This is a genomic window from Qipengyuania vulgaris, from assembly GCF_009827325.1.
Taxonomy (GTDB): Bacteria; Pseudomonadota; Alphaproteobacteria; order Sphingomonadales; family Sphingomonadaceae; genus Qipengyuania; species Qipengyuania vulgaris.
Genome location: NZ_WTYC01000001.1, coordinates 484,010 through 504,241 on the forward strand (window position 1 = coordinate 484,010; position 20,232 = coordinate 504,241).

The window sequence follows — 20,232 nt, forward strand, 5'->3', positions numbered from 1 at the left end:
CCGGAGAAACATCATGACTCGATTCACGAAACCCTTCGTGCTGGCTGGTGCTATCGCAGCACTCGCCACACTTCCGGCATGTTCAGAAGGTGCAGACACTGCCGACAGCGGAAATGCCGCGGAAACTCAAGAAGAGGCGACGCTTACGCTAGCGGCATCTTTGAGCGATATGCCCGACATGGCCAGCCTGAACGGAGCTATTGCAGCGGCGCAACTGGGCTCGATTTTCGATGGTCCTGGAAGTTATACGCTTCTCGCCCCCAACGATGCGGCATTCGATGCCCTGGGGGAAGAGGGTGACGTACTCATGACCGAGGAACAACGCCCGGTACTGGTTGGCCTTCTGCGCGAGCATATCCTTCCGGGTCATCTGACCCCAGAGAATATTGCTCAGGCTCTTGAAGGCCAGGAAGGCGAGGTGACCATGACAACGCTGGGCGGGGGCGAGGTCACTTTTTCTCGGGAGGGCGAGACGATAATGGTCACGAACAATGCCGGCTCGACTGCGCAGCTTGCGAGCAGTGCTACTGCAGCCACGAATGGCGTTATCATCCCGCTCGACACAGTGCTTGTCCCCACGGAGCCACCGGAAGCCTGACATTCGAAAACTCAGTAGTCGCGGCTGATCTCCGCGACTACACTTTCACGGCCGATGGTCGAGACGCTTGCGAGCAGCGAAAGCCAGCTCGTCACGCGGAACTCGACCTCGGTCGCACTGTATCCGCGGCCGTCTGTTATGATTTCCACATAGAACCGCCGTCCGAAGTTCTTGCCGAGCGCAACGCCGGTTTCCCGGCCAAGGGCAGGATCGGCTGAAACGATCCGCAGCCGATCGAGACCGATCGCGCTACGCAACTGATTGATCGGGTCGAGTCCGCCCCCACCACGAAGGCTCGCCACCGCCGCGCCCAATTGCAAAGCATCGGTCGCCGATAGCATGGTAATTGAACCGCCAAACAGCAGGCGAGCGAGAATTTCCTCTTCCGGCAAGGCAGGATCGGATGAAAAGGCGATCTCGGTCTGGCTGACCGTTCCAGTCACCGTCACGATGACATCCACTCCGTCACGCTCGGTCTCGGCGCGAATGTCCAGCGTCGGATCGATAGGAACGCTCTCGTCGAAGTCGATCTCGCCGCGGGTCAGCTCGAAACGCGTGCCAGCGAATGTGTAATCGCCGCGTACGACAGTTGCCGAGCCGCCGATACGGGGATCGTCCGTGGTGCCGCGCAAGATAATGTTCGCGCCCCATTCGCTGTCGAGCCCCATCCCGTCGACATCGATCCGGCTCGGTCCCCGCGCATCGATCAGGTAGCGCCATGGACGGCCCGGGGCCACACGAGGGGCGCGATCTGCAGGAGTATTGATTTCACGAGTAGAAATGCGCGGAAGCCGCAAGTCTTCTGCCGCCGTTCCAAGCGTCCAACTTGCTCGGTTGATCCGCACGCGGCCAGCGATAGTGCCGCCGAGGCCATTCGATACGATCCGCAGCGGCCCGCTTATCGTCGCGCTCAGGCCATTGGCATCCAGCAGGCGCGCGTTATTTGCCGCTGCACGCAGGTCCAGGGTCGGTCCGCGCACTTCGAGGAAACGGCCCTCGACCCGCTCACCCAGACCTTCCAGGTCGACAATACCGCTCCCGGTTACCGTTCCGCCGTTTCGGGTCGTGCCGGAAAAGCTGGAGAGATTGAGGCGCGAACCCGCAAAGCGGCCACGCACCGTGACATCGCGGATATCCGTTCCCGACAGCGAACTGCGCACACGCAAATCATCGCTGGACACCCGGCCCTGAACGCGGGGATTGGCCAGAGTACCGGTGGCATTGGCTGCGATGGCTACTGGTCCGGTAAGGTCGAAGGCATCGATTGCAGCGAGACGCCAAAGGCTTTCCGCCGCCCCGACATAACGCAGCTGGCCGTTGAGCCGCCCGGCCCTGAGCCGCTGCGTAAGGTCGCCGGAACCGGGAAGACCTGTGATCTGCGCCTGTATTCGGCCGCGCCGGATATCTTCATTGGCGAGAACCGCGCGCGCTTCGAGGCTGTTCGTGTCCAATCGCGCAACCAGTGATAGATCGACTGGCTTGGACGACAGGACCAATCCCGACCGGGTGAGGTCGTCGACCTTCACCCGCGCGGTTCCTGTCGGCAGACCGCCCTTCGGCGCGCGGTAATCGATGTTGCCGGATATGGTGCCGCCCAATCCGAGATCTTCGACCACGACATCGACCAGCGAGAGCGGCATGCGGGCGAGCTTGAACTCGAGCGCGGTCTCGTCCGAAGCGAACAGCCCGGAAGCAATCGCGCCGCCATCGCCATAGTTCACTTGTGTGGGAGCCAACCTCCAACCACCAGCATCGAGAGCCGTCAATACGCCTCGGCGCGGCATGGTGATCTCACGCCCAGCAAATTGCCCGTCGACTGCAACGGCAATACGGTCGGGCCGGAAGAGAGCGTTGAGGTCTAGAGCGAAACGGTTGCCACGCCGCCCCGCTATCGCGGCATCGACCCGGCCGATGCCATCCTCGACCTCGCCCTGCGCGGCCATGCGGCCAATGAACAGCGTGCCGTACTGCAGGCCCTGGGCGCTGGCATTTCCGTTGAAATTGTAGGTGCCATCGCCGATCACCCCCGAAGCATCGATTTCCGCCCGACCGATGCGCAGTGGAGTCGCGCCGCCGAAGCTTGCGTTGCGTGCCGACAGGTCCACATCCACCCCCTGCCCGCCCTGACGCGGTGCAAGGGCTATCGTTCCATTCAGACCGCCTCCTCCCAGCGTCAATGCACCCCGAGCGCCTCCTTCGAGCAGCGTCAGATCGCCCGAAACCTCGGTGTTCGAAACAGTTAGCTGTTCAACTACAATTCGGGTGGGGCCGCCTGCGGGAGAATAGAGCCCCAGACTGCCCGCAAATGGGCCGAGAACCGATCCGCCCTCAGTGTCGATGGCAAAACCTTCCTCAGTCGGCGCGATTGCTAGGCGGACATTTTCCAGTCCGGTAAAGGGCCGCGCAAAAACCAGTTGGGCGGTGGGTGCACCGTCCTCGACCTTACCCTCGACGGTAAAGGGACCATAATCGCTGTGTTCGCCTCGACCGGCCAGAGTGGTCGTACTACCGCTGATCGATCCGTCCATGGCTAGGGTGAGCTTTTCCGAATTCACCCGGAGGCGGTTGAAATCGATCTCTGCCCCGCTGCCTGTCGCAATGCCGCCACGCACGCGGATCGCAGGACCCGCCAGCCCGGCGAGCGTATCGTTGGTAACGGGAGAAATCCTGGCATCGAGGTTCGCGCCGAGACGCCAGCCCGAAGGAACGAGAGCGAAATCGATCATCGCCGTACCGCCTGCCGTTCCGACGTTGTCGAGCGCAAGCCGATCGGCCCTGACCGGTCCACGGAGCTGGTAGCGGCCTGCCTCGAGGTCGCCGCGCAGCGCGAGGTTGGCACCCAGCCCCCGAAACGCGATCCGAAGATCGTCGCCGACCAAGCTGCTATCCGACAGTCTAAGGGTTCCTCGACCCGTCCCGTTCACTAGCCTCGGATCGACGAGCGCGTTGCCCGTTTCGATCCGCCGGACACCAATCGAGAGTGGCAAGGTCCAGGTTTTGCCATCGTAGCGGGCCGTGCCCTCCTGGGTCAGGCCTGAAATCCTTGTGGTACCGGAGACAAAACGATCAACCGTCAGGTCGTGAACAATCGCCAGATCGGAAAATGCGCCATCCAGTGTGGCGTTCGCCCGAGCGCCTTCCAGCCGAAAGCTGGCGCCGAATAAAGCGGGATTGCGCAAAACGGCTGCCAGTTCGAAATCCTCGACGCGGTTCTCGGCCAGATCGACAAGACCTTCACCGTCGAGACGTATCCCACTTCCGAGCAGGACCGTCCTTCCGTCGAAGGCACGATCTTCGATATCCATGCGCGATTTGATCGCTACGTCTTCGCCCAATGCATCAGCCAGTGTCCCGCTAACGAAGTCGCTCGGATCGACCTTGCCCAGCAAGCCAAACGTACCGGCCTCATTCGTGATTCGGAGCGCAGCAATGCGGTCGCCTCGTGACCGTACCAACAATCCGCCCGTCCACCGGGACCAAGTCCCGTCGCCATGCAACTTCGCGCTATATCCGCTCGACAGACCAAGTATCTCGACCAAGGGGCCATCTTGGAAAGCCTGAATATCTGCCGACAGATCGAAATCGTCGCCATCGGGTTCTGCGCGTACCAGCAAAGCAAGCAGGTCGCGCTCTCCGAGGCGCGCATCGCCGTCGACTAACAACATGCGATTCTCCACCTGCACTTCCGCGGTGAGATCGACTCGTTGGCTCTCCTCCCCGGCAATCCCGGGTGCCAGCATCAAATTGTCGATCGTCAGCTCATCGATCGAAATATCGAACCCCGGTAAAATCGGGCTCTCTTCTTCACTGGGAAGGAATTCCGGCAGGCGCGCCAAGGTGGACCGCCGAGCAGCAAAACTGTCGATATCGAGCCGGTTGTTCAGCCATGCCCGCGGGTTCCAGTCCACTTCGGCGCGCGGTATCGTGAGGAAGACACCTTGCGGGTCGGAAAGGGTGACATCGTGCATCACCGCTTCGCCGTAAATGTTGCCCTCGATCCGCCCGATGCGGATCACGAGACCGTTCGGGAATGTCTGCTTGGCAATCTGGCTGGCGAGGAAGCGCTCTCCCAGCGGTGTGTTGAGAAGAATGAGTGCGGCTACGAGCAGCAGGATCGGAGCACCGATCAGGATGAGCGTCCATTTGCCCACCCGTCGAGTTCGGCTACGGCGGCGCGGCGCCGGTTCTTCAGTCACTGTGGTGTCGGCCATCAGAACGCCTGCCCCAGCGATACATAAACCGCTATTGGTGCATCGTCTTCGTCAGGGTTGATGGGCACGCCGACATCCACCCGGATCGGACCGAAGCCGGTGTGATACCTCAGCCCTACACCAGCACCGATCTTGATTTCATCGAAATTTGGAGTCGGATCAGGTCCCACCGAGCCGGCATCGACAAACGGAACGACCGAGACTGCACCGTCCAGAAAGCCTGTCCGGATACGCGCCTCCGCTCCGAGTTCGACCACGCTACGTCCACCTGTGGGCTCGCCCAGCTCGTTGCTCGGGCCGATCTTCCGAAAACCATAACCGCGAACCGAACCACCGCCTCCAGCATAGTACCGGCGCGAGGGTGCGATATCGAGCAGTTCCGCCCCAGGGATGGAACCGAAGCTCGCACGGCCTGCCAATACGAGATTGTACCCGACCGATTGATAGTAGCTCCCGTCGATCCTCGAGCGCACATAGAAGCTCTCGACGCCATTCGTGGTCGAGGCTTCGGGAGAAAGGCGGCCGCCCAGACGGAAACCACTGGTCGGATCGAGCAGGTCATCCGTTTCGTCGAACAGGATGGTGCCCGGTAGAGCCGCAACGAAATACGTTTGGCGCGGCTGCACGATGCCGCCGATTTCGGGCGGACGTTCCTGGGTGGCGATCAGTTCGATACCGCCCGACCAGCTGATTTCCTTCTGGAAAAGGAGCGTCGACTTGCGCTCATAAATTCCCGTCAGCGCGACAGTGCGCGCTTCGAATGCCGGACTGTCGATAGTATTGGCGTATGCATCGATCGTCAGAACACGGTCGCGACCGCCGAAATTATTCTTGCGGAACGTGATGCCCGAAAGCTGTTCCTGCGTCCCTACGATTCCGCGAACGCGAATGGAGCCTTCGGGCGGGAAGAAGTTCCGATGTTCCCAGCTCGCCTGGACCCGAATGCCTTCTTCCGACCCGTAGCCGATCGCGCCTGCAATAGTGCGCAGCTTGGCTCGCCTCAACTCTACATCCATCGCAACCACGCCCGGCTGGTCACCCTGCGGCGGTGTGACCTCCCGCGGGGTAACCACCACCGACGAAACCAGACCTGTTGCAGTCACTGCCCGGCGCAGATCCATCGAAAGACTGCGCTGAAATGTATCGCCCGGTTCGAAACGGGCGATGGTCGACAAATGTCGGCCAGACAGGAACTCGGGATCGTTGCTGACGACTTCGCCGAATACGTACTTGCCGTTAGGTTCGACATTGAGTGTCAGATCGCCTTCCACCCGTTCATGATCGATCAGCAGCTGAGGTTCGTCGATTGCAGCAAAAGGATAGCCGGTTTCCCCTAAGGCCCGATCCAGATCGAATTGCTCCTGGACGATCGTGTCGCTCTGCAGGTAATCGCCGGGATATATTTCGAAGGCTTCCCGCAGCGCCTCAAAGTCCTGCGCAGCCTGCAAATCACCCAGCTCAATGTTCCCATACCGGTACCGTTCTCCCGGAACGATATCGAAGCGGACCCTAGGCGACTGATCAGCCGTCTCCTCACCGGCCTGCACCCCTGCGATCGACTGGATGACCTGACCATCATAATATCCGTAAACCCTGAGCAGGTTATTCAGGAGTTCTTCGTCTTCCCGCGCGCGCGCCGCCAGTTGCGCCACATTTGCGTCGGAATCCTCAAGCTCTTCAATCGTCGAGAGCGCAGCATAGCGTTCGACGAAATCGCCTCGATCCGTGAATGGCGGTTCGGTCTGGGGAAAGCCAAGGAGAATGTTGTCCGCGACCCGTTCCTTATCGGCGCCCTCGAACGTCACTTCTGCCCGCCCGAGGTCCAGATCGGCGAATTCGATATCTTCTTCAGGAGCGAGAGGCTCGAAATCCTCGATCGCAATATCGTCCGGCCATGGCAGATCGAACCCCAGCGGTTCTCCGATAGGAGTTTCGGTGTCCGGCGCGGCAGCGTCGGGGCTTGCGGGTGTTTCGTCCGAGCTCTGCTGTGCCCACGCCTCTGGATTATCGACCGCCGAATCGGGGATGAGATCGTCAAGTTCTTGAGGAGGACTGGTCTCCTGCGCAGCAAGCGGTACCGACGCCAGCGCAAGCGCGCTGGCGCAGCATGTCAGTCGGAAACGAAATCCCTCAGTCGGCGAGCTTGTACTCCAGATGGCTGCCGTCCTTGGAGGGCATTGGTTCGCCATCTTGTCTGCGCCGCGGTGCAGTTGCCCTGGTGATGAGCCGTTTCTGTTCGGCTTCCGGCATGCGTTCCCACCCACCACGGGTAAGGCGTTCGAGCGGGCGATACCGGACCTTGTATTGCATCCGGTCCGATCCTTCGACCCAATAGCCGAGGTACACATACGGCAGGCCGCTTCCCGCAGCGCGCCTGATATGATCGAGAATAATGTAGTTACCAAGCCCGGCGCGATCCTCAATCTCAGGGTCGTAGAAGCTGTAAATCATCGACAGCCCGTCGCCCTGAACGTCCGTTAGACAAGCTCCGACCAGACGACCCGGCTCGGCACCTACTCCCGGCTCCCGATATTCAACGACATAGCTGGATACGGGCGTGTGTTCCACCATATCCGCAAAATCGCTTTCGTCCATCTCTGCCATGCCTCCGCCAGGGTGGCGGGCGGAAAGATATCTGCGCAGCAATTCATATTGCTCTTCTGTCGCCCAAGGGCGACATTCCGACGTAATCAGGTCGTCATTGGCCTTGATTGTGCGCTTCTGGCTCGAAGAGGGCCTGAATTCCGTGGCGACAACTCGAACTGAAACACAGGCCTGGCAATCGAGACAGGAAGGACGGTAAGCGACCGTCTGACTACGGCGGAACCCGATACGGCCCAGCGCTTCGTTCAATTCATCGGCCGATTCACCGCGCAGTTCGGTAAACACCTTCCGCTCGCTGCGCCCGGGCAGGTACGGACACGGCGCAGGGCTGGTCACGAAAAACCGGGGAAAGCGAATGGGTGCCGTCACGGCGATCGGGTCCTCATTGATGCGACGTTCTAATCGTTAACAACCCCTTTATGCATGACGAGTGCCCGCGTTAAAAGACTCTTAACCATGAAAAATCCGCTCGCAGCGCGAGTCGTTCGAACCTGATGGTTAAATCTCCGGGAAAAACCACCCAGCCACGGCCGATTCTCAAACGTAGCTAGGCCAGCTCGACAAGTTCGACCGTATAGGCTTTTTGCCTCAGGCCTTCCACAAGCCCGTCAATCTGTGCCGCGTCGCGCGCCTCGCATTCGATCTCGGTGATCAATCCCTTCGCAGGCAGCGTCGTGAAGATTCGCTGGTGGTAGATCTCGATGATGTTGACGTTGTGCTCGTTAAACTCGCGCATCACCTTGTAGAGAGCGCCAGGTCGATCCTGAAGCGTGATCCGCAGCCGCGCCAACCGGCCTGACCGGGCAAGATCGCGCACAAGCACATTGGCAAGCAGGCGCGTATCGATATTGCCGCCACAGAGGACGAGGCCCACAGTCTTGCCGGCGAACTTTTCAGGATTCGAAAGCACGGCTGCGAGGCCCGCAGCGCCGGCACCTTCGACAACTGTCTTCTCGATCTGCAACAACAATGAAACGGCGTGTTCAAGTTCGGGCTCATCCACGAGAAGCACCTCGTCGACGAGTTCGGAAATGATCCGGCGCGTGAATGCGCCCGGTTCCTTGACCGCAATTCCTTCTGCCAGCGTATCGCCGCCGCAGGGAAGCACGTCTCCGGTAACTGCGGAGTACATCGAAGGATAGAGCTTCGCCTGTACGCCGATCATATGGATGTCGGGATTGAGAGCCTTGGCCACCGTGGCCATTCCGCTCATCAATCCGCCGCCGCCAATCGGCACGACCAGACAATCGAAATCGAGCTTCTGTTCGAGCATTTCGAGGGCGACTGTGCCCTGCCCTGCAGCCACTTTCGGATCGTCGAAGGGGTGGACAAAGGTGAGACCTCGCTCGATCTCCAAGTCGCGTGCATGTGCGTATGCCTCGTCGAAAGTCTCGCCCTTCAGCACAACATTGCCACCGACGCTCTCGGTCTGCATCACCTTAACGCTCGGTGTGGTCGAAGGCATGACGATGGTGACCGGAACGCCAAGCCGCCGGCCATGATAGGAAAGGCCCTGCGAGTGATTCCCGGCCGAGGCAGCGATGACGCCCTTCGCTCTCTGTTCATCCGACAGCTGAAGCAGCGCGTTGAGCGCGCCGCGTTCCTTGTAGGCTGCGGTGAACTGGTGGTTCTCGAATTTCAGCCAGATGTCCGCGCCGGTAATTTCCGACAAGGTGATCGATCGCATCATTGGCGTCTTCACAACCGCGCCGTCGACGCGCTGCGCCGCGGCGCGCACATCGGCAAGGGTCAGAAGCTCGGTCGCGCTCTCATCGGCGCGCAAGGAAGAAGCCTGTGTCATCGAAAGTGCCCCTACGTCGCGGGACGTGTGCACGCAATCTTCGAAAGGGTTTGCCTCCGTCAAGCTATGCCTTATCCCGATGACCGACTGCAGACACGGGATCGCCTGATGAAATTCAAGATTGTTGCCGCCCTCCTCGCCACCGCATTTGCCATGCCGGCCAGTGCCGACGTGCTGATAGACAATGTGACCGGCATCACGATGGACGAAGAAGGCCAGGTAAAGCGTTTCGAAGCGCTGGTGATCGATGACGACGGGCGTATCGCGCAGATCCTCTCGCGCGGGCAGGAAAGGCCCCGTACCGATTACCGTGAAGAGGGCGAAGGCCGTGTGATGATCCCCGGCATGATCGATGCACATGCTCATGTTATGGGTCTGGGGTTCGGCGCACTGACACTCGACCTGTCTGACACCAATTCGCTCGAGGAAGCGCTTCAGAAAATTCGTGTTTTCGCTGCTGAGAACGAAGCCCGCCCGTGGATTCTCGGGCGCGGCTGGAATCAGGAAAAATGGGGACTCGGCCGCTTCCCCACGGCGGCCGAACTCGACAGCGCGGTGAGCGATCGGCCCGTCTACCTCCAGCGGGTCGACGGACACGCTGGCTGGGCCAACACGCTCGCCTTGCAGGCAGCTGGCATTACGGACAGCACCAAGGCCCCCAGTGGCGGACGCATCGAGAAGCTGTCCGACGGCAAGACGCCTTCGGGCATCTTCGTCGATGCAGCGGAAGAACTGATGAACGCCGCGATCCCCGCTCCGCGCCCCAACGAACGTGACCTTGCCTTTGTCGAAGCGCAAAAGGTGTTGCACCGCCACGGCATCACCGCGGTGGCTGATATGGGCACTACCATTGAAGACTGGCAGGCCTATCGCCGGGCTGGGGACAAGGGTTCGCTGACCCTGCGCATCATGTCCTACGCAGCAGGGATCGACGAGGCGACCTTGATAGCAGGCGCCAATCCCTCGCCTTGGCTTTACAATGACAAGCTGCGCCTGAACGGCGTGAAGCTCTATCTCGACGGCGCACTCGGCAGCCGCGGCGCATGGCTCAAGGCACCGTATGCGGACGATCCCGGCAACACCGGCCTGCCGCTCATGGCCCCGGCGCAACTGCGCAACATCCTCGTGCGCTCGGCGCAGGGCGGCTTTCAGCCCGCCGTGCATGCTATCGGCGATGCCGCGAATGCCGAGGCACTGAATGCGATCACCGAAATTGCCGATAGCTTCCCGCAGGATCTTCGCTGGCGCATCGAGCACGCTCAGATCGTCGACCCTACCGACCTCCAGAAATTTGCGCAGGATGGCATCATCGCCAGTATGCAGCCGGTTCACCAGACGAGTGACATGTTCATGGCCGAAGCCCGCATGGGCGAAAATCGCCTGCAGGGGGCCTATGCCTGGAATACAATTCTCGGCCTGGGCGGACGGCTGGTTTTCGGATCGGACGCGCCGGTAGAATCGCCCGATCCGTTCGCCGGTTTGGCGGTCGCGATCACGCGCAGCAATGCAGCGGGCGAGCCTTTCGGCGGCTGGCGGCCTACTGAGCGGGTTACACGCGAACAGGCGTTGGCGGGCTTCACTTCCGAAGCAGCCTATGCAGGGTTTGCGGAAGGGCGGTTCGGAAGGCTGCTACCGGGTGAACGCGCCGACTTCGTACTCATCAATACCGATCCGCTGCTCGCCGCTCCCGAGGAAATCCGGTCGACTAAAGTGCTGGAGACCTGGGTCGGCGGCCGAAAAGTCTACGACGCGGACTGATCGCCTTCGGCATTGGCGGCCGAAGCGGCTTCCGCCTTGGCATCTCGCCGATCGAAGAGACGCATCAATATCAGCGAGCCCTCGAACAGCAGCAGGAGCGGCACTGCCAGCAAAAGTTGCGACCCCGGATCGGGCGGCGTGATGATCGCCGCCACGACAACCACCAAGACGATCACATAGCGCCGTGCAGCAACCAGCTGGGCGCGGGTCACGATGCCTGCCCGATGCAGCAGCAGCAGCAGGACGGGAAGCAGGAAGCTCAGCCCGAATGCCAGGATGAACTGCATCACAAGGCCCAGATACTCGTTCGCCGTCGGCAGCGCCTGTATCTCCAGCCCGCCGGCCATGCCCTCGAAGCCGAGAAACCATTCGAACGCAGTCGGCATGACCACGTAATAGGCCAGCGAAGCTCCGGCGAGGAACAGGAAGGGCGTGGCGATCAGGAATGGCAGAAAGGCCTTCTTTTCCTTCGCGTAGAGACCCGGAGCGATGAATGCCCAAAGCTGGTTGGCGATATAGGGGAAGGAAATGCAGAAACCTGCAAAGAGAGCTACTTTCAATTCGACGAAGAAGACTTCGTAGAGCTTGGTGAAGATCAATTGCCCTTCGCCATCGGCAAACGCTTCCTTCAGGGGCTGGATCAGAAAGCCGAGGATCTGGTCGGCGAAATAGAGGCACACGCCGAACGCCACGACCAGGGCTGCTACGCAACGCACTAGGCGCGATCGAAGCTCGATCAGGTGATCGAGCAGGGGCGCCTGCGAATCGTCGATATCCTTGAGCTCGAATGCCATTTCAGCGGTCCTTGTCCCGCTCATCGAAGGGCAGGCCGGGTTCGTCGCTCGACACTTCACCGCCGTGCTCGGGCGCTTTCTTAGGCGCCGCCCGTTTTATGGCAGCTTCGGCTGCGGCATCAGGATCGACCACCTCGTCAGCAGAGGCAAGCGGCTCCATCCCTTCATCGGAAGGCAGGAGGTTCTCCGGCGCTCCGCCCTCCGGTTCGCTGCCGGTGGGGTATTTGGCCATGATTTCCTTGTTCCGTTGCGACCACTTTTCTTCCATCTCCTCGATCTCGGCCTGCCGGACCATCTCGTCGAGGCCGGAGCGGAAATGCGAGGACATGCGGCGCAGTTTGCCGATCCATCGCCCCGCGGTGCGCATGGCTTTCGGCATGTCCTTCGGGCCGATCACAAGGATCGCCACGACGACGATCACCAGCAATTCGGCAGCGCCGATATCGAACATGAAAGCGGTCTCCGCGGCTTAGCGGATTATTTGGGATCGGAGGTCGATTTGACCTGTTCGTCCTTCAACCCCTCTTCCGCTGGCTTGGCTTCGTGGGAAATCTGCTTCGCAGGTTTGGTATCTTCTTCGTTCATGCCCTGCTTGAAGCTTTTGATACCCTTGCCGAAATCGCCCATCATTTCGGAAATTCTGCCGCGTCCGAACAGGACGAGGATGAGGATGGCGATGATAACGAGCTGCCAGGGGCCGAGCGACATGGGGAATACCTTCTAAGCGTAGGGTCTTGGGTTCATTATAGGCGTTCGAGCATGCAATAGCGAGTCAGACCGCACCGCCACGCTCGTCGATCTCATCTGAAGGTTGCTCGTCCTCGCCCACCAGCTCGTCATATACGTCGTCCACAGGGTCGAGCAGGCCGGTGGCGCGCAATTCCGCGATACCGGGTAGGTCGCGGCGGCTGGCCAAACCGAAATGATCGAGAAATTCGGGTGTGGTGGCATAGATTGTCGGTCGACCCGGCACCTCCCGTCGTCCGGCGATTTTCACCCAGCCCGCCTCCATCAGAACGTCGAGCGTGCCCCCACTGGTCTGTACGCCGCGGATCGATTCGATTTCTGCCCGGCTGACCGGCTCGTGATAGGCGATGATCGCCAGGACCTCGGTCGCTGCGCGGCTGAGGCGGCGAACCTGTTCGCGTTCCTTGCGAAGCAGATGAGCGAGGTCGGGCGCGGTCTCGAAATGCCAGCGCTTGCCGCGCTCCACGAGGTGTACTCCGCGCTTCTCATATGTCTGCGCAAGCTCTTTCAACGTCTCGCGCACTTCCGATTTTTCCGCATCGCCCAGAAAACCGGCCAAAGCGTCCACGCTCATTGGCTCTTCCGCCGCGAACAGCGCCGCTTCGATGGCGCGTCCGAGCTGGTTCACGCCACCCGCCTGAGCCGCATGGGGCCGAACACTTCTTCCTGCGCGATTTCTGCCCTGCCAAGTCGCGCCAGCTCGAGCGCGGCGACAAAGCTGGAAGCCAGCGCCGAACGGCGCAATCGCGGTTCGGCATGCGGCGGCAGGAAATCCCGCAATTCCATCCACTCCAGCGTCACGCCAAGCATGTTCGACACGCGATCGAGTGCCGATTCCAGTGTCATCACCGGTCGGTCACGCACAATGTGGACTGCCGGCGCAGTGCGTGCCTTCACGCGGCCATAGGCTTCGATCAGCGAGAACTGGTCACATTGCCACTGGGTCTTGCGGACGATGTCGAGACCTTCCGGCCTTCCCCGCAGGAAAACGTCCCGCCCGATCCGGTCGCCGCCCATTAGGCGACCTGCCGCTTCGCGCATGGCGCCCAGTCGCTGGAGACGGAGCTGCAGCTTCAGCGCCAACTCTTCGGGGCTCGGATCTTCCTGCGCTTCCTTCGGCAGGAGCATCGCCGATTTGAGATAGGCCAGCCACGCGGCCATCACGAGATAATCGGCCGCCAGTTCGAGCTTCAGCGCTTCGGCCTGCTCGATATAGGTCAGGTATTGCTCGACGAGAGAGAGGATCGAGATTTCACGCAGATCCACTTTCTGGCGCCGTGCAAGATCGAGCAGCAGGTCGAGCGGGCCTTCCCACCCGTCAAGATCGAGGTAGAGCGCGTCCTTATCCACCGTGCCTTCGGCGGCGATGCCATCCCAGTCTTCAGCGTCCTCCTGTGAGGCGAACAGCAGGCCGTCGCTCACGCCGCCTGCTCCGAAATGGCGAGCAGCGCATCGCGCTTGGCGAGCAATTCTGCGGTTTCAATATCGTCTAGCGGGCCGCCCATCGCATAGTGGACCCGTTCGAGCCGAAGCATGGTCTTTTCGGCCATTTCCGGGCTGCGTTCGGCAATGGCCTTCTGGTCGTCCATCTTGGCCCAGCAGTTGAGGATGATGTCGCAACCTGCCGCCAAAGCCGCAGCACCGCGGTCGGGAATACTACCCTGGAGCGCCTGCATATCGATATCGTCCGATAGCAATAGTCCGTCGAACCCTATTTTGCCGCGTATAACATCGCCGATAACCGTCTCAGAAAGTGTCGCGGGATTCTTGGTGTCCCAAGCGCTGAAAACGATGTGGGCGCTCATTCCGAGGGGATGCGCGGACAGCGTGCGAAAAGGCTCGATATCGATCTCTAGCTCTTCATCGCTCGCGGTGACGACAGGAAGCTCTTTGTGCGTATCGCAGGTGGCCCGCCCGTGACCAGGCATATGCTTGAGACAGCCCACCACGCCGGCACGGGCCATGCCGTCCAGGACTGCCCTGCCCAGCGCGGCGACCTGCATGGGTTCGCTGCCCAAGGCACGGTCGCCGATGACATCGTCGGTTTCGGGGCGGCGCACATCGAACGGCGCATGGTAATCGACGCTGATACCGACCATCGCCAGTTCGCGGGCCATGGCTTCCGCGTTGACGCGCGCGGCCTCAATGGCCGAAGCCGGGGCGATTTCATACAGCTTTGCGAATGCCTCGCCCGCGGGGTATTTCGGCCATTCGGGCGGCTTCATCCGTGCAACGCGCCCGCCCTCTTGGTCGATCGACACGATCAGCCGATCACGTCCATGGATTGCGCGCAGATCATCGGTGAGACGGCGCACCTGATCGCGGGTTTCGCAATTCCGGGCGAACAGGATGTAGCCCGCCGGATCCGCATCCTTGAAGAATGCGCGTTCGTCGGCCGAGAGTTCGAGGCCGGAAATGCCGAAAATGGCAGGTATCATGGTGTGAAGGTGCTGCTTTTCGCCTGACTTGCCAAGCGCGGCGGAGTCGTGAGGTGTGGAAATCAAGCCCAGCCGAGCATTGCCGGCCGTCTATTTGACGAAACAGGCCAGCCCATCGGTCTTGAGGCGGTTGCATAATGCGTTAGCCGAGTTGCGGTCGCCGGTCATCGCTTGGAGCCGGTAGACCGTACCGATATCGACCTGCGCCTCCACCACGCGGTGGCGAACGCCATTCAGCGCTTCGGTCTGCCTGATCAGATTGCTCCATGCTTCTTCCGCATCGCTGCGTTTCGGGAAGGCCCCGACCTGCACCGCCGTTCCTGTCGGCTGCGGCGCGCGGGGACCTTCATTCAATGTGGTTGCCAGCGATGGTCCCACCGCATCTTCGTTCGATGGTGGCGCTGCAGGTTCGACAGCAAGTCGGCCTTCGCGCGTTTGCCCCTCGCCCACGGCAAAGCTCGTATCGCCGGTGCCCGCATAAGTTTTGCCGCCCGCATTCTCGGGCTTCGTCTTGTATGGTCCCTCGGGCGCTTCGACGAGACTGCCGTCAGCGGGCGGTTCGTCGTTCGCGGCACCCATGGCGAACCAGGCAATGCCAACCAGCGCACCTACGACCAGCAACGACAGAACCCCGAGCATGACCAGACGCGAAGTCGCAAAGCCCGCATCGCGATCGTCGGCCCCCTCGTCGGCATCGAGCCAAGGCAGATGCTCGTCATCCCGGATCAGTTCGAGAGCGTCTTCCCGATCTGCGTCATTTTCGTAAGGCGAACGCGCCATGGCTCACATCTCCTCGACCGCCTCGACACCCAATATGCCGAGACCGTTGCGGATCACCTGCCCGACCTGCGCCGCGACGAAGAGTCGCGCAGCAGTCAGTTCGGCATCGGTTTCCTGGATGATGCGCTTCGCCGGATCGTCGTTACCTGCATTCCAGAAACTGTGGAAGGCGGCTGCGAGGTCGCCGAGGAAGAAGGCGATCCGATGCGGTTCGCGCGCCTTGGCAGAGGCTTCTACCATGCGTGGGAATTGGGCAGCTTCGCGCACCAGCGCTAGCTCGTCGGCCCCGAGCCTATCGAGATGATCTGACGATGGGCCCACCCCCGCCTTGCGCAGCGTCGAATGAATTCGCGCATGGGCATATTGGAGATAGAATACGGGGTTGTCCTTGGATGTTTCGACCACCTTGGCGAAGTCGAACTCCATCTGTGCTTCGGGCTTGCGGGTCAGCATGGTGAAGCGGACCACGTCCTTTCCCACTTCCTCGACCACATCGGCCAGCGTGACGAAGGTTCCGGCGCGCTTCGACATCTTCACCGGCTCGCCATTGCGCATCAGATTGACCATCTGCACCAGCTTGACGTCGAAGGGCACATCGCGGCCCGCCCCTTTCGTCAACGCGGCGACGGCGGCCTTGATACGCTTGACGGTACCGGCATGGTCGGCACCCCAGATGTCGATCAGTGCGTCCGCGTTTTCGGCCTTCTGGAAGTGATAGGCGAGATCGGCCCCGAAATAGGTCCAGGCCCCGTTCGACTTCTTGATCGGACGGTCCTGGTCGTCGCCGAACTCGGTCGAACGGAACAGCGGCAGTTCGACTGGCTCCCAATCTTCGGGCGGCGCCTTGCCCTTTGGCGCTTCGAGCATGCCGTCATAGACGAAGCCGTGTTCGCGGAGCCATGCTTCTGCCTGTTCGGGCTTCTTTGCCGCCTGCAGCTTGGCTTCGGACGAAAACAGATCGTGATGGATGCCAAGTAGCGCGAGATCCTCGCGGATCATGTCCATCATGGCGGCAACAGCGCGCTCCCGGAACATTTCGAGCCATTCGCTTTCCGGAGCGTCTCGATAAGCCGGTCCGAATTCCTGCGCCAGCTTCTCACCGATCGGCTTCAGGTAATCACCCGGATAGAGGCCTTCGGGAATTGCGCCGACGTCCTCTCCCAGCGCCTCCCGGTAACGCAGATGCGCCGAACGCGCGAGCACATCGACCTGACCTCCCGCATCGTTGACGTAATATTCGCGGATGACCTTGTGGCCGGAATATTCGAGCAGTCCGGCAAGCGCATCGCCGACAACCGCGCCCCGGCAATGGCCCATGTGCATCGGGCCGGTCGGATTGGCAGAGACATATTCGATATTGACCGTCTGTCCATCACCGAGACGCGAACGGCCGTAATCCACGCCTAGGGAGGCGATTGCCTTGAGTTCGCGCAGCCATGCCTGCTCCGACAGGCGCAGGTTGATGAAGCCGGGACCGGCAATGCTCGCCTCGGTAATGTCCGGCTCACGCTGCAGGTGCTCGACGATCAATTCGGCAAGCGCGCGCGGATTGGTCTTAGCCTGCTTGGCCAGCACCATGGCGGCATTGGTCGCCAGATCGCCATGCGCGGGATCGCGCGGCGGCTCCACCGTTACGCCCGATCGGTTCGCGTCGGACGGAAGGTGGCCTTCCATCTCGAGAGCGTTGAGAACGGCGTCGATTTTCGCGGCAAAGCCGGCGTGCAGGGTCTGGATGTCCGACATGCCCGCGCGCCTAGACGAATGGCGCGAAATGGCAAGATGTCAGCGCATCAACGCGTGGCGTTATAGCGCAGCTGGTCCTCGGTCAGCTGGAAGCCGACGAGCAATTCGAAGGTCGCCCGCTGGACAGCGGCACGCACTTCGGGATCGGCCAGCGGATCGAGTGCCGCGTCAGGATCGCCCGCTTCACGCTTGCGCGTGATCCGCTCGCGTATATCGGCGGGCAATGTGGCTTCCGCACGATTTATGTAAGCCCCGGCCTTGGCGCTCGCCATGGCGCGCTCTTGCCCGTCCGCGAAGTTGACGGTGACGGTTCCGACACGCTTCGTCACGACTGCACTGCCACCTCGGAGCACCGTCGTGAAATAAGGAAGTTGCACGCTCCGCGCGCCGCTCGTATTGCTGCGGCGGGCCACTACGTTGAAGGTAGCTTCGGAAAAAACCCGTTCGCCTTCTTCGTTGCAAGTCGAGGTCAGGTCCGTCATCGCGGCCGTAACATCGAGGTCCGCCAGGGTTTTCGACGTCTCGCTGCTGAACAGGGTAACGTCCCCAGTATAATCGGGAATGCCGACCGCGGGACACGCGGTACGTACTGCCGTGATGCCTGCAGCGCCGCCGTCAACCACCAGTTCACCGGGAGAGTTGCATCCTGCCAGCGCAAGACCAAGTCCAAACACGGTAAGGAGACGATAGCGAGTGGTCATCTTGGCGGCATTCCTCGTGTGTTCGTATTCATGCCCCGGTGCGGGCGCTGCGTCCCCTAGCTTGACGCGACGCAAAGCGCTAGAGGGGCTCGCATGAACGCTCCCTTTCAATCCCCGGGCGAAAGCTCGCGCGGTAACGATCCTCGCCTGCCACTCAAACTCCTGATCGCGGCTCCGCGCGGGTTTTGCGCCGGCGTGGACCGGGCGATTGAGATCGTGGAGCGCGCGCTCGAGAAGTATGGTGCTCCGGTCTATGTGCGGCATGAAATCGTCCATAATCGCTATGTCGTCGACTCGTTGAAGGCGAAGGGCGCGATCTTCGTCGAGGAACTGGATGAGGTGCCCGACGACGCACCAGTAGTGTTCTCCGCCCATGGCGTGCCCAAGGCCGTCCCGGCCGAAGCCGATCGCCGCAAACTGCTTTATGTCGATGCAACCTGCCCTCTGGTCAGCAAGGTTCATCGTCAGGCCGAACGTCAGATCGAGAAGGGTCAGCACATCCTGTTCATCGGTCATGCCGGGCATCCCGAGGTGATCGGCACAATGGGGCAGGTTCCCGAGGGGCAGATCACCCTGGTGGAGACGCTCGAGGATGTCGCCTCGCTTCCCTTCGCGCAGGACGACAATCTTTCGTACCTCACCCAGACGACGCTTTCGGTAGACGATACAGCGGAGATCACTGCTGCGCTCGAAGAACGCCACCCCCGGATCGTCGCGCCCAAGGCAGAGGATATTTGCTACGCGACGAGCAATCGTCAGGCGGCCGTAAAGATCATTGCTCCTTCGAGTGATCTTGTCCTGGTGATCGGCGCCCCCAATTCCTCCAACTCGTTGCGACTCGTCGAAGTCTCTCAACGGCTCGGTACCGATGCGAAGCTGATCCAGCGCGCGGATGAAATCGAACCCGAATGGCTGGAGGGCGTGGGGACACTCGGCCTGACTGCAGGCGCGTCGGCACCGGAGAAGCTGGTCCGCGAGGTCGTGGATCGTCTGTCCGAATGGCGGCTGGTCGAAGAAGAGCCCGTCACCGCAGCGGAAGAGAACATGATTTTCAAACTGCCGCGCCAATTGACGGAATAAGTGGCGGTATACACCCATCTCGGTGCGGAAGATCTCGCGCGGCTGCTCGCGGAATACCACGTCGGCGAACTGGTATCGGCTAAGGGCATTGCCGAAGGCGTCTCCAACTCGAACTGGTTGATCGAGACAACGACCGGTCGCTTCATCCTCACCATGTACGAACGCCGGATCGATATCCGGCAACTGCCTTTCTTCCTTGGCCTGCTCGACCATCTGGCGGCCCACGGCTGCGCCGTCCCGGCGACGATCCATGATCGGTCGGGCGCAGCATTCCGGGAAATCGATGGCAAGTCTGTCGCCCTGATCGAATTTCTTCCGGGCGTTTCGCCAACCCGGCCTACACCTGCCCAGGCGCGCTCGGTTGGTGCGGCTCTGGCGCGCGTGCATGTCGCAGCACAAGACTTTGCGCCCGAGCGAGAAAACGATCTCGCGCCTCGGCATACGGCGGCGATACTGGAACGCTGGGGCGAGCAAGCTCTGGCAGATATCGATCCGCGCTTTCCATCCTTGATCGGCAGGGCCCGAGAACTGGTATCGAACTGGCCAACTGGCCTGCCGCGCTCGATCATCCACTCGGACCTCTTCCCCGACAATGTCCTGATGGTGGGCAGCAAGGTTTCGGGAATGATCGACTTCTACTTCGCTGCGCATGACATGATGGCATACGACCTTGCTGTAACACACGCGGCTTGGTGCTTTGACCAGTCCGGTGAGAAATACGACGCATCTGTCGGAAATGCGCTGATCGAAGGGTATGATTCGATCCGACCACTCGACCGCCAAGAACGCGATGCATTGCCCTTGCTGGCCCAAGGGGCATGCCTTCGGTTTGTCGCCAGCCGGGCAGAGGACTGGCTCGACACACCCGCAGGCGCGCAGGTCTTGCGCAAGGACCCGATGGATTTCGTCCGCCGGTGGAATTTCTACGCCGACCAGGGTGCTACAGCGTTTGCCTGACGGCAACGAGCCGCTACAGG

At 61.1% G+C, this 20,232-nt stretch carries 17 protein-coding genes; 4 read left to right on the top strand and 13 right to left on the bottom strand.

The window, feature by feature from the left end; all coding sequences use genetic code 11:
• The first annotated feature begins 13 nt into the window (after nt 1-13).
• Entirely contained in the window at nt 14-598 is a 585-nt protein-coding gene (locus tag GRI69_RS02460; RefSeq protein WP_160726720.1) for a fasciclin domain-containing protein, read from the top strand.
• A gap of 11 nt (nt 599-609) precedes the next feature.
• On the opposite strand, the gene GRI69_RS02465 is transcribed toward GRI69_RS02460, so the two are convergent.
• The 4 genes from GRI69_RS02465 to GRI69_RS02480 all read right to left on the bottom strand — a co-directional run bounded on the left by GRI69_RS02465 (nt 610) and on the right by GRI69_RS02480 (nt 9,214).
• A complete protein-coding gene (locus tag GRI69_RS02465) occupies nt 610-4,809 on the bottom strand; it encodes a translocation/assembly module TamB domain-containing protein (RefSeq protein WP_160726721.1) in 4,200 nt (1,399 codons plus the stop codon).
• Nucleotides 4,809-6,998: an autotransporter assembly complex protein TamA gene (locus GRI69_RS02470; protein WP_237452896.1), complete on the bottom strand. Its 2,190-nt coding sequence runs from the start codon at nt 6,996-6,998 to the stop codon at nt 4,809-4,811. The genes GRI69_RS02465 and GRI69_RS02470 overlap by 1 nt, the downstream gene beginning before the upstream one ends.
• Nucleotides 6,940-7,782 (bottom strand): arginyltransferase, encoded by an 843-nt coding sequence (locus GRI69_RS02475; RefSeq protein WP_160726722.1) that lies wholly within the window; start codon nt 7,780-7,782, stop codon nt 6,940-6,942. The genes GRI69_RS02470 and GRI69_RS02475 overlap by 59 nt, the downstream gene beginning before the upstream one ends.
• A gap of 178 nt (nt 7,783-7,960) precedes the next feature.
• Entirely contained in the window at nt 7,961-9,214 is a 1,254-nt protein-coding gene (locus GRI69_RS02480; protein ID WP_160726723.1) for a threonine ammonia-lyase, read from the bottom strand.
• Between the two features lie 108 nt (nt 9,215-9,322).
• Here GRI69_RS02480 and GRI69_RS02485 point away from each other — a divergent pair, with 108 nt between their 5' ends.
• Nucleotides 9,323-10,972, top strand: a complete 1,650-nt coding sequence (locus tag GRI69_RS02485) for an amidohydrolase (RefSeq protein WP_160726724.1) — start codon at nt 9,323-9,325, stop codon at nt 10,970-10,972.
• Here GRI69_RS02485 and tatC read toward each other — a convergent pair.
• The 9 genes from tatC to GRI69_RS02530 all read right to left on the bottom strand — a co-directional run bounded on the left by tatC (nt 10,957) and on the right by GRI69_RS02530 (nt 18,175).
• A complete protein-coding gene (gene tatC, locus GRI69_RS02490) occupies nt 10,957-11,766 on the bottom strand; it encodes a twin-arginine translocase subunit TatC (RefSeq protein ID WP_160726725.1) in 810 nt (269 codons plus the stop codon). The genes GRI69_RS02485 and tatC overlap by 16 nt on opposite strands.
• Nucleotide 11,767: 1 nt before the next feature.
• Nucleotides 11,768-12,217 carry a Sec-independent protein translocase protein TatB gene (gene tatB, locus GRI69_RS02495; protein ID WP_160726726.1) on the bottom strand — a complete coding sequence of 150 codons (450 nt, stop codon included), beginning with the start codon at nt 12,215-12,217 and terminating at the stop codon, nt 11,768-11,770.
• Between the two features lie 26 nt (nt 12,218-12,243).
• Nucleotides 12,244-12,474, bottom strand: coding sequence for a twin-arginine translocase TatA/TatE family subunit (tatA, locus tag GRI69_RS02500; RefSeq protein WP_160726727.1), 231 nt, complete (start codon nt 12,472-12,474; stop codon nt 12,244-12,246).
• Between the two features lie 64 nt (nt 12,475-12,538).
• Nucleotides 12,539-13,141: an SMC-Scp complex subunit ScpB gene (scpB, locus tag GRI69_RS02505; protein WP_160726728.1), complete on the bottom strand. Its 603-nt coding sequence runs from the start codon at nt 13,139-13,141 to the stop codon at nt 12,539-12,541.
• On the bottom strand, nt 13,138-13,935 hold the full coding sequence (locus GRI69_RS02510; protein ID WP_160726729.1) for a segregation/condensation protein A: 798 nt from the start codon (nt 13,933-13,935) through the stop codon (nt 13,138-13,140). The genes scpB and GRI69_RS02510 overlap by 4 nt, the downstream gene beginning before the upstream one ends.
• Complete coding sequence (nagZ, locus tag GRI69_RS02515; protein ID WP_160727023.1) at nt 13,932-14,951, bottom strand: beta-N-acetylhexosaminidase; 1,020 nt, start codon at nt 14,949-14,951, stop codon at nt 13,932-13,934. The genes GRI69_RS02510 and nagZ overlap by 4 nt, the downstream gene beginning before the upstream one ends.
• A gap of 90 nt (nt 14,952-15,041) precedes the next feature.
• Complete coding sequence (locus GRI69_RS02520; protein WP_160726730.1) at nt 15,042-15,731, bottom strand: SPOR domain-containing protein; 690 nt, start codon at nt 15,729-15,731, stop codon at nt 15,042-15,044.
• 3 nt (nt 15,732-15,734) lie between these two features.
• Nucleotides 15,735-17,474: an arginine--tRNA ligase gene (argS, locus tag GRI69_RS02525; RefSeq protein ID WP_160726731.1), complete on the bottom strand. Its 1,740-nt coding sequence runs from the start codon at nt 17,472-17,474 to the stop codon at nt 15,735-15,737.
• Nucleotides 17,475-17,521: 47 nt separating this feature from the next.
• Nucleotides 17,522-18,175 carry a hypothetical protein gene (locus GRI69_RS02530; protein ID WP_160726732.1) on the bottom strand — a complete coding sequence of 218 codons (654 nt, stop codon included), beginning with the start codon at nt 18,173-18,175 and terminating at the stop codon, nt 17,522-17,524.
• Nucleotides 18,176-18,268: 93 nt separating this feature from the next.
• Between GRI69_RS02530 and ispH the strand changes: the two genes are divergently transcribed.
• Together ispH and GRI69_RS02540 are read left to right on the top strand one after the other, a co-directional pair.
• Nucleotides 18,269-19,255, top strand: coding sequence for a 4-hydroxy-3-methylbut-2-enyl diphosphate reductase (gene ispH / locus GRI69_RS02535; protein ID WP_160726733.1), 987 nt, complete (start codon nt 18,269-18,271; stop codon nt 19,253-19,255).
• Nucleotides 19,256-20,212 (top strand): homoserine kinase, encoded by a 957-nt coding sequence (locus tag GRI69_RS02540; protein WP_160726734.1) that lies wholly within the window; start codon nt 19,256-19,258, stop codon nt 20,210-20,212.
• Nucleotides 20,213-20,232 lie beyond the last annotated feature (20 nt).

Bases quoted from the DNA above. Each gene is read 5' to 3' on its own strand.
- GRI69_RS02460 (WP_160726720.1), top strand. From the start codon at position 14: ATGACTCGATTCACGAAACCCTTCGTGCTGGCTGGTGCTATCGCAGCA.
- GRI69_RS02465 (WP_160726721.1), bottom strand. From the start codon at position 4,809: ATGGCCGACACCACAGTGACTGAAGAACCGGCGCCGCGCCGCCGTAGC.
- GRI69_RS02470 (WP_237452896.1), bottom strand. From the start codon at position 6,998: ATGGCGAACCAATGCCCTCCAAGGACGGCAGCCATCTGGAGTACAAGC.
- GRI69_RS02480 (WP_160726723.1), bottom strand. From the start codon at position 9,214: ATGACACAGGCTTCTTCCTTGCGCGCCGATGAGAGCGCGACCGAGCTT.
- GRI69_RS02485 (WP_160726724.1), top strand. From the start codon at position 9,323: ATGAAATTCAAGATTGTTGCCGCCCTCCTCGCCACCGCATTTGCCATG.
- tatC (WP_160726725.1), bottom strand. From the start codon at position 11,766: ATGGCATTCGAGCTCAAGGATATCGACGATTCGCAGGCGCCCCTGCTC.
- tatB (WP_160726726.1), bottom strand. From the start codon at position 12,217: ATGTTCGATATCGGCGCTGCCGAATTGCTGGTGATCGTCGTCGTGGCG.
- tatA (WP_160726727.1), bottom strand. From the start codon at position 12,474: ATGTCGCTCGGCCCCTGGCAGCTCGTTATCATCGCCATCCTCATCCTC.
- nagZ (WP_160727023.1), bottom strand. From the start codon at position 14,951: ATGATACCTGCCATTTTCGGCATTTCCGGCCTCGAACTCTCGGCCGAC.
- GRI69_RS02520 (WP_160726730.1), bottom strand. From the start codon at position 15,731: ATGGCGCGTTCGCCTTACGAAAATGACGCAGATCGGGAAGACGCTCTC.
- argS (WP_160726731.1), bottom strand. From the start codon at position 17,474: ATGTCGGACATCCAGACCCTGCACGCCGGCTTTGCCGCGAAAATCGAC.
- GRI69_RS02530 (WP_160726732.1), bottom strand. From the start codon at position 18,175: ATGACCACTCGCTATCGTCTCCTTACCGTGTTTGGACTTGGTCTTGCG.
- ispH (WP_160726733.1), top strand. From the start codon at position 18,269: ATGAACGCTCCCTTTCAATCCCCGGGCGAAAGCTCGCGCGGTAACGAT.